Origin of the sequence: Pontibacter indicus, from assembly GCF_900156345.1 — a bacterium.
In the GTDB taxonomy this organism is placed as follows: Bacteria; Bacteroidota; Bacteroidia; order Cytophagales; family Hymenobacteraceae; genus Pontibacter; species Pontibacter indicus.
Genome location: NZ_FTPP01000002.1, coordinates 274,126 through 288,810 on the forward strand (window position 1 = coordinate 274,126; position 14,685 = coordinate 288,810).

A 14,685-nucleotide genomic window follows, 5' to 3' on the forward strand; every position below is an offset into this window, starting at 1 on the left:
TATGAAAATTGCAAAAGACCCCTCAGAATACAACCAACTGACTCCGGACGAAGAGCGCATTATTGTGCGGAAAGGCACGGAATACCCGGGCACTGGTGAGTATAATAAATTTAAAGGCGAAGGCGTATACCTGTGCCGACGTTGCAATGCGCCGCTCTATACCTCCGAGTACAAATTTGAGTCGAACTGCGGCTGGCCAAGCTTTGACGATGAGATAACGGGCGCCGTAAAGCGTGTGCCAGACCCGGACGGACACCGCACCGAGATCGTTTGCGCCAACTGCGGCGGCCACTTGGGCCACGTATTCGAAGGAGAGTACCTCACGCCAAAGAACGTGCGCCACTGCGTCAATTCCCTCTCCATGAAATTTGTACCGGTCGAAGACCTGGAGAAGTAAACCGCAGGTATAGCCGCAGGCAAATGTTCAGGCACAGGCAGCAGGTATCGGCCAATGACCGGCAGGATGCAACCGGTACCTATACCTGTGCCTGTTGCGGCTACGCGCTGTTTGAGGCCAGCAGGAAATTTGAGGTCGGATCTGGCTTTCCCAGCTTCAGGGAGCAGATGGAGGATCATGTTTTCCACAGGCCGCTTGGCACTTATGGGCGGGAGCGCACGCAGCTGCTGTGTGGCAAATGCGGCCAGCACCTGGGGCACCTTTTCGAGGATGCACGCACCCCTACGCAAGTTCGCTACTGCATCAGCTAGACTGCCATCCGTTTTACAGATTAAGTCTACAGCGCTATACCTTAACTTTATACCTGCCTGCACAGTAAACCACAGCAAAAACCGAGTATCCACCCTCCTGACAGATGCCAGCATGAGCCGCCCTTCCTACATCAAAAGCCGCTTAAACAGTTTCCGGTTTGCTTTCAATGGTCTTTCGGCCGTGTTCCGGTTCGAGCCCAACATGCGGCTGCATGTGCTGTCCAGCATCGTCGTGCTGGGCATGGCATATGGCTTCGATGTCACCCGAATGGAGTGGTGTTTGCTGATCCTCTGCATCGGTATGGTGTGGGTGGCCGAGATCTTCAATACCTCTATCGAAACGCTCACCAACCTGGTATCGCCGGAACATAACCCCCTGGCCGGCAAGACCAAAGACCTGGCGGCTGGTGCCGTGTTGATGGCCGCCATTACCGCAGCGGTTGTCGGCCTTTTCATCTTCATACCTTATTGGGTCGGGTACGTAAACACTGAATTGTAATTGCAACGGAGGCACTTGCAGGTATAATGTCATTCCATAACCGGTGTTTAGCCTTAAATGTCGTACCTTTGCGCTTCGGTTGAAAAACGGACCCCTATGGCTTCACGCAAACCTTCTTTCTGGGTGCTCACACTCCTGCTGATGACGGCTTCTGTTGGCTGCCAGACAGCAGACCGCCCCGCCACTTCCCAAGTGGAGCAGCAAAAGCCTGCCCCGACTGGCTGGTTGAGCGAGCTTATCCGGGAGCTGGAGCAGGAGGATGTAAGCAATCCGCCGGCCAAGGTATACCGCTATACCTACAAAGGGCAGGAGGTATACTACCTGACCAGCCGCTGCTGCGACATCCCCTCCAAGGTATACGACACCGACGGCAACCTCCTCTGCGAGCCCGACGGCGGCATAACGGGGCAAGGTGACGGTCGCTGCGCGGACTTTTTTGATGCAAGGACAAACGAGACCCTGATTTGGGAAGATAAAAGAGAATTATAATTGAAGATGACTGGAAACGACGTATTAAAGAACCTTTCGGAATACAACATCTGGGCGAACCAGACCATGCTGAACGTATTCGATGCGCTGCCTGAGGTGCCTTCTAACGCGGCACGCCTGTTCAGCCACGCACTCAACGCACAGGCTATCTGGATAGCCCGCATCACCAGCACCGAAAGCCCCGTGAAGGTATGGCAGGAGCACACCCTGGAGGAACTGCACAAGCTGCATCAATATGCCTCTTACAAAATAGCTGAACTGGTTGCCAACTCTGACGAGGAGGAGTTCAACCGCCTGATCGACTACACCAACAGCCAGGGACACAAGTATAGCACCCGCGTACTCGACATCCTGACGCACGCTTTTAATCACGCTACTTACCACCGCGCCCAGGTAGCCACAGACCTGCGCAAGAACGGCCATACCCCACCTAACACCGACTACGTGACCTACGTGCGCGAACTGATGGGGCAGGTATACTAATTTATAGACAAAGGACTTTTAGACGAAAGAAAATTAGACTTTAAATGAAAAAGGGAGCCCTTCACGATGAAGGGCCCCCTTTTTTTGCTTTAGAGATAGGATAAGCTAAGTTTAGCTTGTCTCTAAAACCTATTCTTTTGTTGGCAACTTAACGGTACCCAGGTCTTTGATCTGATCCTGCGATACGCTGATGTTTGTCAGGGTCGTGTCGTTTACAGCTCCCGCGGTGTAGAATTTCACCGAATAAGTACCGGCCTTCACACCTTTGATCAGGAACTCGCCATTGTCATTGGCAAAGCCACCAATCGTATCGTTCTCTGCGGAGATCACATAGATGCCTGGCTTGGCTTCGATTGGCGTTACTCTACCTTTTATACCGCCCGCTATGGCTTGCGTGATCGTGCGGATAACCGGCTTCAGGTTATACTGGCCGTTTCCTCTGGCCACTACCGACTTGGCTGCGTCAAAGTCCAGCAACACCACGTAGGTCACATCTTCGCGCAGGTCGGCGTTTATTTTCAATTTTAGCCCGGAGGTCTGGCCACTTGGCGTCTTCAGGTCGACTGTGCGCCCATCCTTTAATTTAAGCGAGTTGTTCTCGCCCAGCACCAGCCTGATCTGAGAAATTTTCCCTGCCGGCAAGTTGGCGGAAGCAATCAGTGTATCTACTCCATTGGCAAAATTAAGCAGGTTGTATACCTTTGGGTGGACCACGTCAAGCGTTTGCCAGCCGCTTTCGCTATCTGTATCCTCTTTGTGGATCTGCACAGAGCGGATATCTATGTTTACCTCTTCATAGTCACCAGGCGCGTCTGTTAAGCGCACTTCCATACGGGCTGTGCCATTGCTGTCAGACTCGCTGTCACAAGAGCTGAACCATACCAGGCCGCTCATCAGAAAAGGAATCAAAAATTTAGTTCTCATAGAAATTGTATAAAGTTTAAAACCACTTCGGTGCTAAACAGCAACCATTATACGGATAAACGGCATTAAGTTGCACAAAAGTATATAGCTATAAAAAAATATAGGCCGCTGAACTTCACTTAGCGACCTATATTCTATACCTGAACAAGCGGTGCTATTGCTGCACTTTGGTGGTATCAGGTTTGGCAGGTGGTGTGGCCGGCTTGGTTCTAGGTTTCAGGAAGTCGGTGATCTTATCGGTTGCCTGCTTTTTGATCTGCTGCTCGGCTTCCAATCGCTTCTTCTCCAGTTCCTGACGTGCCTTATTCTCTGCTTCTACCTTACGTCTTTCCAACTCGTTGCGCACGCTGTCCTGTACCTGCTGCTTCTTCTGCTCCAGCTGCATTTTCGCATCATCCACTTTACTCTTCACCACGCTTTCCACCAGGTCTTTGGCCTGCCCCTTGGCACTGCCACCCGCCAAGGCCACGCGAGGCTCAGACACGGTGCCGCCAATATTTAGGTTAAGCGTAATGCGGTCCGACGTCTTCAGGGCCTCGTTGCCAATCAGGCTGCCCAGTCGGGTGTTCAGTTCACGGCCTATCTTGCCGGCTGGCACATTAAGCGCAGTTACATAGTCGATGTTGCCGTTCACGTTGTTGGAGCCGCCCACGGTCATCTGCACATCGCCCACTTTCAAATCGAACGGACGAATAACCAGGCTGCCGTCAATGATCTGGGCGTCGATGCGTTTGTTCTGAATCACGAAGTTCTGCAGCTCCTCAAAATGCGTCAGTCGGCTGATCTGGTCCACAATTTTCACATCGCGCACAGCGGCTTTCACCACATCGATGATACCTGAGCCGTCCAGCGTTTTGAAAATCGGGGTCATGTCCTGGCCAATTTCGCCGTTGAAGTTGAACTTGGTAGAGAACGTACCTTCGAGCAGCCCGGCGATAGGCGCAATCGCTTTGATGGTATTGAACGCATTGAAGGCCTCTTTAAAGCTCAGGTTCTGCACATCCAGTTTCATGTCGAAGAGCGGCTGCTTCAGACTCTGCGTGTTGTAACTGCCGCTGGCCACAAAGGCACCGCCCAGCGTGTTGAACTTCACAGCCTCCAGTTTGGCTATTTTATTTTTCACCAGCACACGGCCGCCCACGTTGTTAAGCTTCAGGTTGTCGTAAAGCACCTGCTTGGCGTCTACATTCAGGGTGATGTCCAGGTTGTCCGGAACTTCTACGACACCCTCGGCCTCGGTCGTGGCATCCGTTACCTGACCAGTATTTTCGTCCACCATCCACTCGTTCACATTAAAAGTGTTGGAGCTCAGGTTGAAGTTACCGCGCAACGACTGGTTCTCGGCCATGGCATAGCCGATATAGTTCGACACTGTACCGCTGGCTCTGAAGTCGCTTTGGCCCAGGTGACCGTTCATGTTGTTGAGTTGGATGCGCTCGTTGTTGAACACGGCGTCGGCACTGCTGATCTTTATACCTTGCGGTAGGTCGGTGCTCACAAAGTTCAGATTTTTGATACCCATGGTACCGTTTGCCGTCACGTTGTTATACTTCTCGGCTTCTATATCCGACATCTTACCTTTCGCCGCCACATTGGCATTGATGCGGCCGGTCACGGTCATACCTTCTTGCGGGAAAATCTTGGTCAGCTTTTCCAGGTCGAGTATACCTTTTATCTGCCCGTCGAAAGCCGGGCTCTCTATACCTTGCACCAGCATGCGTCCCTCCAGCGGCTCGCCGTCCAGGGTCATGTTGAAGCGCTCTATGTTAATGCGGGTGTCGTCGGTGTTGCCTGTTTTGTTCAGAATGTTCACCACGGCATTCAGGTTCTGGATAGGAGCGGGAAAATCTTTTGATTTCACATAGCCATTGGTCAGGCGCATATCGGCATCGATCACCGGCATGCTCTTCTCGCTGTAGATACCCTTGGCGTCGGCGTCTACTTTCAGCAAACCGCGCAGCGTCATCCCTTCCACGGGAAACACCTTGGTTACTTCATCCAGGTCGATGCTGGCTTTCACGTTACCGTCTACCTGCATCACTTCTATACCTTTCACGAGCACGCGGGCATCGATCGGATTCTTGCCCATGTCCATGTGGAACTTGCGCACATCCACCACGGTGTTCTCCAGGTCGCCGTCCGGGTTGTCGATGCGCATGTCGACGTTGATGTTGCGGGCAGCCTGTGGCAGGTCAGGGTACTTGAAAAAGCCCTCGGCCACTTTCAGCTCCGTGCCGAAGCCCGGCATCAGGGTATCGTTGAAGCGACCCTTTACATAGCCGTCGAAACTAAGCTGGCCCTCGGTCTGGATGTTCTTAAAATCTTCTTTGAACATACCGGGTACTACCGACAGCACGCTGCGGAAGTCTGTATCCGCGGCCTTAAAGGTCAGGTCGAGATCAATGTCGTCTTCGGGCATCAGGATGGTACCGGCAAACTGCACCGGCAGCTCGTTGATGCGGATGTTGTTGTCTTTAAAGGTATAGAGCGACTTATCCAAGTCCATGGCCAGGGTCACGTCGGCGTCCAGCACCGCATTCTCGATGTAGTTCGCCCCGTCGTAGGTCATCACAAAGCGGTCGGCGGTGGTCTGCGATTTCATGTCAAACACGCTCTTCTCAAAGTCGCCGCTACCGGTATGCTGCACATTGTAGGCCGCCAGCCCGAAAGGAATGCTCAGGTCGTCATAGAATAAGGTGCCGTTGGTGATATCCCATCGCTTGATCGCCATCCGGAAGTCGCTGGCTGCCGTATCGGCTGCAGCGGTTGTGGTGGTATCAGAGAGAAAGATGTCCCAGTTGGCTTTGCCACTCTTGAGCACAAGCAGGCGGATGGTCGGGTTGTCAAGTTTGATGTTGTTGATCTTAACCCGGTTGCCCGTGATAACGCTCATCAGGTCCAAACCCATGCGGAAGGAGGGCACCTTTGCCAGCGTGTCGGTTGCGAAAGAATCCTGGCCGACAACCAGCAGATTCTCCACTCCTAGTGACATGTTCGGGAAATCCCGGAAGAGCGAGAGGCTCACATCATCTGTGGCATACACCACGGTGGCGTCGATATTCTTGGCGATCTCTTTGTCCAGGGCCTGTTTAATTTTATCTTTGAAGAGTAGGGGCACTAAAGCCGCCAGTGCCAGCAGCACTGCTAAAAAGACAAAAAAACCGATAACTACTTTTTTCATATAGGTGGTTGCGTTTAGTAAAAGCTAAGCTATATAATTTTATAGCGAAAACCATGCAGAAATTATACAAGCGCTGCAGTAATAACCGTTCAGGAGTTCTGAAAGTATGCGTGTAGGCCTCACAAAATTATTTTTTTGCCTGATGATTTCCCTTTGCGGCCTGCAGGCAACAGGGCAGGATGCGCATTTTACGCAACAGTACGCCAATAGGCTATACCTAAACCCTGCTTTAAGCGGACTGGGTCGCGACTGGAGCGTGTCCGTTGCCCACCGCAACCAGTGGCCCTCGCTTAACGGCTCGTTCATTACCAACCAAGTCTCTGCCGACTATCGTTTTGAAGGAACCAAAAGTGCAATTGGGATGGTACTGCAGCAAGACCGCGCGGGTATTGGCGGATTACAAAAACTGCAGGCGGCCCTGGCCTACGCCTATCATACCCGTCTGACGGACAACCTGGCATTGGCTGCCGGCCTCCAAACCACTATTGCCTCGCTTCGTGTCAATTACGACAACCTGGTATTTGGCGACCAGCTGTCCGACTATGGCCAAACCGCACTGACTTCGGCCGAAGCCAACCAGTTCGACCCGACTAATTATGTAAGCTTTGCCGTCGGCAGCGTTTTGTACAATAACAATTTCTGGGCGGGCCTCAACGTAGCACACCTCAACCAGCCAAACTACGGCTTCGACGAAACCACCCGGCTGCCCCTGCGCTTTGTGGCCAACGCCGGGTATAAGTTTTACCTTGACACTGGTCTGAGGCGCAGCAATGCCGAATTCAGCATCAGTCCGGCGCTCAATTTCACGCATCAGGAAAATTATAGCCGTCTTGATGTAGCCCTGTATACTATCTATTCGCCTTTGGCGTTAGGAGTAATATATAAAGGAGTACCTGCAACGGGTACCGACCAGGATCAAAGCCTGGGTATAATCGCGGGTGTGAGTCTCAATAGGCTGCGCATCGGCTTCAGCCACGACGTGGGAGTGAAGGGATTTGGCAGGCAGGCGGGAGGGGCAAATGAAATTTCGCTCGTTTTTGAACAACTTAACTTAAATAATTTGTTCACAGCCCGACGATTGTCCAAAATAAACCATAACATTGTTTGTCCGGCATTCTGAATTTAATTATAATTGCACGTTAAATTACATTAAAAGAACCTTATCTTAAGTAGGTCCTAATCTATGAAGCTTATTAAGTATGTATCGGCTGTTGTTGTGGGAGGCGCGCTTCTCGCATCATGTGGCAAAGGTGGCGGCTATCCAACCAGCACTGATCCAGGGGATTACAGCTCGGCCACGGGTATAGAATACAACGAGGACGAAACCGCGTTTCAGGTAAACGACTACGAGGATTTCCCGCAGGCGCCGGGTCTTGTATTTATTGAAGGCGGCCGTACCACACTGGGCTCTATGGAGGAGGACATCGCCATGACCCGCGACAACATTGAGCGCACGGTGACGGTAGCTTCTTTTTACATGGACGAGACCGAGGTGGCAAACATCCACTGGCTGGAGTACCTGCACTACCTCAAGCGCGACTCTATACCTGAGGTATACGTAGCCGCCCTTCCGGACACGACTGTTTGGTCACGTCAACTTTCTTTCAACGACCCTTACGTAACGTACTACCTGCGTTACCCTGGTTTCCGTTTCTTCCCGGTAGTAGGTGTTAGCTGGCTACAGGCCAATGACTACTGCACCTGGCGTACAGCCAAGGTGAACGAAAACCTGGCGAAAGAAGCAGGTGGCGGTTCTACAAAGAGAAGAGGTCTTTTCGGCAGAAACCGTACAGAGGAAACAACAGAGGCAACAGCTCTTTCTATCGAGTCTGGCTATGTGTTGCCGAACTACCGTCTCCCAACAGAGGCTGAGTGGGAGTATGCTGCCCAGGCTTTGATCGGTACACAGTACAACGAAGACGAAAACCAGAACAACAGAAGACTTTACCCTTGGGATGGTCATCAGCTGCGTAACCCGCACGGCAAGAAAATGGGTCAGTTCCTGGCTAACTTCAAGCGTGGCCGCGGTGACTATGCCGGTGTGGCTGGCTCACTGAACGACGGTGCCATGATCACGGACTACATCTACGCTTATCCGCCAAACGACTTCGGCCTGTACAACATGGCTGGTAACGTGAACGAGTGGGTACAAGACGTATACCGTCCGCTTTCGTTTCAGGACGTAGAAGACCTGAACCCGTTCCGCAGAGACGGTTACCAGGACGAAGCTGAAAACTACGACACAGCGGAAGGCTTCCACTCCCTGATCAGCAACGAAGTACGTGTTTACAAAGGTGGTTCATGGAAAGACGTAGCCTACTGGCTGTCTCCAGGTACCAGAAGATTCATGGCGCAGGATTCATCTACAGCAACAATCGGTTTCCGTTGCGCGATGATCAACGCCGGATCTAACAGATAAGAACTAACAGTTAATACTATATTTTAAAGAGCCCGGGGTATACCCGGGCTTTTTGCATTTATACCTAGGCGGCCGCAATGGTCGTCACGCTCACATCACTGCACCCGCTTTGCAGCAGGGTATGGGCACAGGCCTCCAGCGTTGCACCGGTTGTAAGCACATCATCCACCAACAGTATTCGCTTTCCTTTCACCTCCTCTACCTGTTTCACAACGAACACCTGCTCCACATTCTGCCATCGGTCCAGTCGGCTTTTCTTGGTCTGCGAGTCAGTGTCAAAAACGCGTTCCAGCACTTTGTTACTCCACGGGATTTGCAGGGCCTCTGCCAGCCCCTTGGCAAATCCTTCCGACTGGTTATACCCACGCCGGCGCAGCTTCTGGCTGTGGAGCGGTACCGGCACCACCAGATCGAGGTGCGCGGCATACCCATGCTCTGAGAGGATGCTCCCATAGCGCCTGCCCAGATGTTCACCTAGTTCCTGAGCTCCCTTGTACTTGAGTTTGTGAAGCACACGCTGGACACGGCCTTTGGATCTAAAGTGCAGGTAGGAAAATGCAAACCGCACCGGCACCTTGCCCCAGAACCTCTGTTGTAGGTAGTTCAACTCGGTTGCCCCGTGCAGGTGCAAGTCAGTATAAGGCAGTTTCACATTGCACTCCGTGCAGATAAAACGCTCGCCGCGGGTCAATGGCTGGTCGCATGCGTGGCATATCTCAGGGAAGAGTAGGGCCAGTAAATCCTGTAGCATGGCAGGGCAGGTGTGGTTAAGGAATTCTTGATAATTTAGAGTAACTTTATCTGTTATACTTTTAAAAGCATAAAACAGCAATAGCACACACAACAATGAGTCAGATAGAAGAATTCAACGATTATCGTACGCGCATGAACGAGCGCATCATGTCTTACGACAACAAAGTGATCAAGCGCTTTTTTAACCTCGACACCAACACCTACGCAGAGGGCGCTCTCGATGTAAAAACAAAGGAAATGCTCGGCTTGGTAGCCTCGATGGTGCTCCGTTGCGACGATTGCATCAAATATCACCTGGGCAAGTGCTTTGAAGAAGGCGTTTCGGATGAGCAGGTGTTTGAGGTGTTCTCCATTGCCAACCTAGTAGGGGGTTCCATCGTGATTCCGCACTTCCGCCGCGCCGTTGAGTACTGGGAGGAACTTAAAGCCCAGCAGAGCGCTTCTTAAAATATCTCAAATACTGGATTGTTGAATTGCTCCTCTTTACGATAGTAGAGAAACAATTCAGCAATCCAGCCATTTAACAATTAAAATATGGCCGACGAATCATCTAACCTGGAGCACCGATGGACCAATCTGCGGGCTTCCATGATGAGAACTTTCGGGAAAAAACCTGATTTGAATGCAATCCTTTTTCTCATAGGTATACAGGAACTGGGCAGGGGCATCTCGGATTTCACGAAAGAAGAAAAGCAGGACCTGATGCACATCGCTACTTGCAAGGTATTCAGTCTGTCCGGTTTCTATGAACTGGAGCGGGTCGACGAAGATGGCTGGCCCCATTACCGCTCCGTCAAGCCTATACCCTTCACCAATCTGAAAGAACAGGAGAGAATGCTGAAATGGCACATCCTGGAGTACTTCGACAGAGCGGACGACATTTAATATCCTAAAATGAACCTGCACAGGAAGCTTCACTCTCTTTCAAGGAAAGAATAGGCGAGCTGCCCGTGCCTGGATGTGAAACAATATTATGAAGATTATCAGCTATAACGTGAACGGCATCCGCGCCGCTATTTCCAAAGGGTTTCAGGACTGGGTGAAAGCTGCCAATCCGGATGTGCTCTGCCTGCAGGAGATCAAGGCCTGCGAAGACAAGTTTGACCGTGCCATTTTTGAGGACCTGGGCTATAACGTATACCTGCACCCTGCCGTTAAGAAAGGGTATAGCGGGGTGGCCATCCTCAGCAAGGAAAAGCCTAAGCATGTGGAGATTGGTTGTGGCATGGCCTGCTACGACAACGAGGGCCGGGTAATCCGTGCCGACTTCGACGATTATTCGGTGATGAGCGTATACATGCCTTCTGGATCGAGCGGTGACGAGCGGCAGAGCTTTAAGATGCAGTGGCTCGACGATTTCTATGGCTATATTGGTGACCTGAAGCAGACTTTGCCAGGTATGGTGATCAGTGGCGACTACAACATTTGTCACCAGGCGATCGATATCCATAACCCAAAATCGAATGCCAACAGTTCAGGTTTCTTGCCTGAAGAGCGTAACTGGATGACCGGCTTTATCGAGAGTGGTTTTGTGGACAGCTTCCGCCATTTCAACAAGGAGCCGCATAACTACAGTTGGTGGAGTTATAGGGCAGGTGCACGCTCCAAGAACCTGGGCTGGCGCATCGATTACAACATGGTGACCAGCAATCTGCAGGAACGCATGCAGCGGGCAGCCATTTTGCCAGAGGCCAAGCACTCCGACCACTGCCCGGTTTTATTGGATATTATATAGTAGCATACCCAGAACGTATACTAATAGTAGCATACCCAGAACATATACTAAATCGGCCGTACCGGCAGTTTTATAATAGAGATGCTATTATATACTCTTAAATCTCTCTATTTTAACGACTTATACCCTTTAGATTAATTTGTAACTGTAGGCATGGGTTAGCAACGACTAAATAATCAGGCGGATGAATCAGCACGATGCAATGGACAGGCTGTTATACCAGCTGCAGGCCTTTAAGAAAAAGTTCTACCTCAATTTATTGTTGCGGGGAAGTATTTTCGCTCTGGGCCTGCTAATGTCTATCTATATCGTGTACAGCCTGCTGGAGTACATCTTTTACTTCCCGGTGTTTGTACGTGCCTTTCTGCTCTTCTCTTTCGTCGCCCTCACCATTTACGCCCTCGTTCGTTGGATCATTCTTCCGATTTCGGCCTTGGCCAATCTCCGGAAACTGCTTTCAGACGAGCAGGCGGCCGCCAGGGTAGGGGAGCACTATCCGGAGATAAAAGACAAGCTCCTAAATGCTATTCAGCTAAAGGACTTAGGCCGTACCAACGAGCTCATTGCGGCCAGCATCGCCCAACGTTCTTCCCAGCTCGTTAATTACCCGTTCGAGGAAGCCGTTACCTATCGCGAGAACAGGCCGCTGCTTAAATACATTGCGCTGCCCGCTGTCATTATGCTGCTGATCGCACTGCTATACCCTACGATATTTGTGCAAGGCACGGAGCGCATCCTAAACTACAAGAAACACTATACCCCGCTTGCGCCTTTCCAATTTGTGGTGGAGAATGAATCGCTGCAGACCTACCGGGGGGAAGACTTTGAGCTGAAAGTACAGCTGGAGGGCAAGACCATACCCAACGAGGTATACATCCACTACAACGGCCGGCGCCAACGATTGCAGAAGAGCGGTAATGGCTATACCTATACCTTCAAGCAGCTGCAGCGTCCTGTTGCATTCCAGTTGGAGGGCTCCGGATTTATGTCCGATGACTATAACTTGAGCTTGCTCTCTCGGCCTAGTCTGAAGAATTTCCATTTGGAGGTGGCCTTCCCGGCTTATCTGAAACGGAAGCCTGAGGTGATCCAGAATACGGGCAATGCCACTATACCTGCCGGTAGTACCATCACCTGGAATTTCGACGCTACTGAAACGGAGCGTGTTGAAATCAAATTAGAAAACCCCTCTGAAACCCTTGTAGCCCAATCTAAGGCAAACTTATTCACAGCCAGCAAGCAATTTACCGAGAGTCAGAACTACCACGTTGGTTTGCGGAATGCCCACAGTACAAACAAGGAAGAGATCAATTACCAGATCACCACTATACCTGACCGCCACCCGCAGATCACATTGGAGCAGTACCACGACTCTGCCCTATACCGCTTTGTAGTGCTGGCCGGGGAAGTGGCCGACGATTATGGCCTGACCCGCTTGGTGCTGAACTACAAAGTGACCAACGACAAGAACCCGCAGGCCAGGTATAAGAGTGTCCCCATCGGACTGAACCGACAGCAGCTCAACCAGACGTACTATCATCAATGGAACACTGCTAGTCTTCAACTCAGCCCCGGCGACAAGTTGGAGTACTTTGTGCAGGTATGGGACAATGACGGACTGAACGGACCCAAGAGCGCCAGAACGCGGGCCTACGAACTGCGGGTGCCAAGCCGACAAGACTTAGAAAAGGAGCTGATCAGCAATGCGCAGTCAGTGGAAAGCCAGCTAAGCAAGTCGCTGGAAAGGAGTACCAAGCTCAAAGAGGAGCTCTCGCAGTCCGAAGAGAAGATGAAGACCAAGCGCGACCTTAACTGGCAGGACAAAAAGCAGCTGGAAGACCTGGCAGAGAAGCGCAAGCAACTGGAGCAGGACATCTCCTCGATGAAAGAGTTGTTTGACGAGCTTAACAAGAAGCAGAACATGTTCTCGGAACAGGACAAGCAGTTGGCCGAAAAAGCGCAGGAACTGAAGAAACTGATGGACAGCCTGCTAGATGAGGAAACCAAGAAGCTGTACCAGGAGCTCGAAAAACTGTTGCAGGAACAGAAACCGCAGGATGCCGAACTGCAGAAACTGCTGAGCAAACTCGATAACCGCGAGCGCAACCTGGAGCGCGAATTGGAAAGGGCCCTGGAGTTATTCAAACAGCTTCAGTTTGAGCAAAAGCTCGACAACATCACCAACAAGCTGGAGCAGATGGCCAAAGAACAGGAAGAACTGGCCGACAAGACAGCGCAGAAACAGGAAGACAACCAGCAACTGCAGCAAGAGCAAGAAAGTATAAAGCAGGAGTTCGAGCAGCTAAAAAAGGACATGAAGGACCTCAAAGAGCTAAATGACAAACTCCAGAACCCGAACCAGATGGACGAGCAGCAAATGCAGCAGGAACAGCAGCAGATAGAGCAGGACATGGAGCAGGGGCAGCAGCAGCTACAGAAGAATCAGAATAAGAAAGCCAGTGAGTCGCAGCAGAAGGCAGGGGAGAAGATGAAGCAGATGGCCCAGCAAATGGAGCAGATGCAGAACAGCATGAGCATGCAGGGTATGGAACAGAACCTCGACAACCTGCGTGACATCCTCGAGAACCTGATCAAGCTTTCCTTCGATCAGGAAGGAGTAATGAAAGCCTTCCGTGGCGTTAACCAGAGTGATCCGCGCTTCATTTCTCTTTCGCAGCAGCAGCTTTCACTTCGCGACAACGCCAAAGTGATTGAGGACAGTTTGTTCGCCCTTGCCAAGAAAGTGTTCCAGCTCGAGTCATTCGTGACCCGTGAGGTAGCCCAGATGAACCAGAGCATGGACAACAGCATGAAGGAGCTGCGCGACCGCAACGTTGGCCGTGCCACCGCACAGCAGCAACTGGCCATGACTTCGATGAATAACCTAGCGCTGATGCTGAACGATGCCCTGAAGCAAATGCAGCAGGCGATGCAGCAAATGCAGGGCAGTATGGCCAGCAAACAGAAGGGTAGCAAGCCACAGCCGGGCGATTTTGGTCAAATGCAGGATGCTTTGAACAAAAAAATCGAAGAATTGAAAAAAGGTGGCAAGTCAGGTAAGGCACTATCTGAAGAATTAGCTAAATTAGCTGCGGAGCAGGAAGCGCTGCGCAATGCCCTGAAGGAAATGGAGAAGCAGGGACAAAAACCTGGCGAAAAAGCCGGCAATGGTGAGCTGGGAAATATCAGCAAGATGATGGAACAAAGCGAGACTGATCTCGTTAATAAACGTTTGACTGACCAGACCATCATGCGGCAGCGCGAAATCCTGACCCGTTTGCTGGAGGCCGAGAAGTCCATGAAGGAGCGGGAGCTGGACAACAAGCGGGAAGCAAAGAGCGCCCAGGATGTTGCCAGACGGGTTCCGCCCTCATTCGAGAAGTATTTAAGAACAAAAGAAAAACAAACGGAATTACTGCAAACGGTTTCACCGGCGCTTACGCCTTACTACAAGCAAAAGGTCAGCGAGTATTTCCAGCACATGAGTAACTAAC

14 protein-coding genes are annotated in these 14,685 nt (G+C 51.3%); 11 read left to right on the plus strand and 3 right to left on the minus strand.

All coding sequences use genetic code 11. The features are described 5' to 3' along the window. Position 1: 1 nt before the first annotated feature. From B0B12_RS09790 to B0B12_RS09810, 5 genes are all read left to right on the plus strand, one after another. On the plus strand, positions 2-397 hold the full coding sequence (locus B0B12_RS09790; protein WP_076668362.1) for a methionine-R-sulfoxide reductase: 396 nt from the start codon (positions 2-4) through the stop codon (positions 395-397). 23 nt (positions 398-420) lie between these two features. Continuing rightward, positions 421-708 carry a peptide-methionine (R)-S-oxide reductase gene (locus tag B0B12_RS09795; RefSeq protein WP_076668364.1) on the plus strand — a complete coding sequence of 96 codons (288 nt, stop codon included), beginning with the start codon at positions 421-423 and terminating at the stop codon, positions 706-708. Further along, the gene (locus tag B0B12_RS09800) at positions 668-1,207 is read left to right on the plus strand and encodes a diacylglycerol kinase family protein (RefSeq protein ID WP_244554669.1); all 540 of its coding nucleotides are present in this window, start codon (positions 668-670) and stop codon (positions 1,205-1,207) included. The genes B0B12_RS09795 and B0B12_RS09800 overlap by 41 nt, the downstream gene beginning before the upstream one ends. A gap of 96 nt (positions 1,208-1,303) precedes the next feature. After that, positions 1,304-1,696: a DUF6970 domain-containing protein gene (locus tag B0B12_RS09805; RefSeq protein WP_076668369.1), complete on the plus strand. Its 393-nt coding sequence runs from the start codon at positions 1,304-1,306 to the stop codon at positions 1,694-1,696. A gap of 6 nt (positions 1,697-1,702) precedes the next feature. Further along, positions 1,703-2,179: a DinB family protein gene (locus B0B12_RS09810; protein ID WP_076670199.1), complete on the plus strand. Its 477-nt coding sequence runs from the start codon at positions 1,703-1,705 to the stop codon at positions 2,177-2,179. Between the two features lie 129 nt (positions 2,180-2,308). Here B0B12_RS09810 and B0B12_RS09815 read toward each other — a convergent pair whose 3' ends face one another. Both B0B12_RS09815 and B0B12_RS09820 read right to left on the minus strand, forming a co-directional pair. After that, positions 2,309-3,103, minus strand: coding sequence for a DUF4382 domain-containing protein (locus B0B12_RS09815; protein ID WP_076668372.1), 795 nt, complete (start codon positions 3,101-3,103; stop codon positions 2,309-2,311). 154 nt (positions 3,104-3,257) lie between these two features. After that, entirely contained in the window at positions 3,258-6,284 is a 3,027-nt protein-coding gene (locus B0B12_RS09820; RefSeq protein WP_076668375.1) for an AsmA family protein, read from the minus strand. Between the two features lie 106 nt (positions 6,285-6,390). Here B0B12_RS09820 and B0B12_RS09825 point away from each other — a divergent pair, with 106 nt between their 5' ends. Both B0B12_RS09825 and gldJ read left to right on the plus strand, forming a co-directional pair. Then, entirely contained in the window at positions 6,391-7,404 is a 1,014-nt protein-coding gene (locus B0B12_RS09825; RefSeq protein WP_076668378.1) for a PorP/SprF family type IX secretion system membrane protein, read from the plus strand. 63 nt (positions 7,405-7,467) lie between these two features. Continuing rightward, a complete protein-coding gene (gene gldJ / locus B0B12_RS09830) occupies positions 7,468-8,703 on the plus strand; it encodes a gliding motility lipoprotein GldJ (protein WP_076668380.1) in 1,236 nt (411 codons plus the stop codon). 64 nt (positions 8,704-8,767) lie between these two features. Here the strand turns inward: gldJ and B0B12_RS09835 are convergent, their stop codons facing one another. Then, positions 8,768-9,454: a ComF family protein gene (locus B0B12_RS09835; RefSeq protein ID WP_076668382.1), complete on the minus strand. Its 687-nt coding sequence runs from the start codon at positions 9,452-9,454 to the stop codon at positions 8,768-8,770. A gap of 95 nt (positions 9,455-9,549) precedes the next feature. Here B0B12_RS09835 and B0B12_RS09840 point away from each other — a divergent pair, with 95 nt between their 5' ends. The 4 genes from B0B12_RS09840 to B0B12_RS09855 all read left to right on the plus strand — a co-directional run bounded on the left by B0B12_RS09840 (position 9,550) and on the right by B0B12_RS09855 (position 14,684). Further along, positions 9,550-9,903, plus strand: coding sequence for a carboxymuconolactone decarboxylase family protein (locus B0B12_RS09840; protein ID WP_076668384.1), 354 nt, complete (start codon positions 9,550-9,552; stop codon positions 9,901-9,903). A gap of 87 nt (positions 9,904-9,990) precedes the next feature. Next, positions 9,991-10,341 carry a hypothetical protein gene (locus B0B12_RS09845; protein ID WP_076668386.1) on the plus strand — a complete coding sequence of 117 codons (351 nt, stop codon included), beginning with the start codon at positions 9,991-9,993 and terminating at the stop codon, positions 10,339-10,341. An 88-nt stretch (positions 10,342-10,429) separates the two neighbouring features. Continuing rightward, a complete protein-coding gene (locus B0B12_RS09850; protein WP_076668388.1) occupies positions 10,430-11,191 on the plus strand; it encodes an exodeoxyribonuclease III in 762 nt (253 codons plus the stop codon). A gap of 184 nt (positions 11,192-11,375) precedes the next feature. Then, complete coding sequence (locus tag B0B12_RS09855; RefSeq protein WP_083704177.1) at positions 11,376-14,684, plus strand: DUF4175 family protein; 3,309 nt, start codon at positions 11,376-11,378, stop codon at positions 14,682-14,684. The last annotated feature ends 1 nt before the right edge of the window (position 14,685 follow it).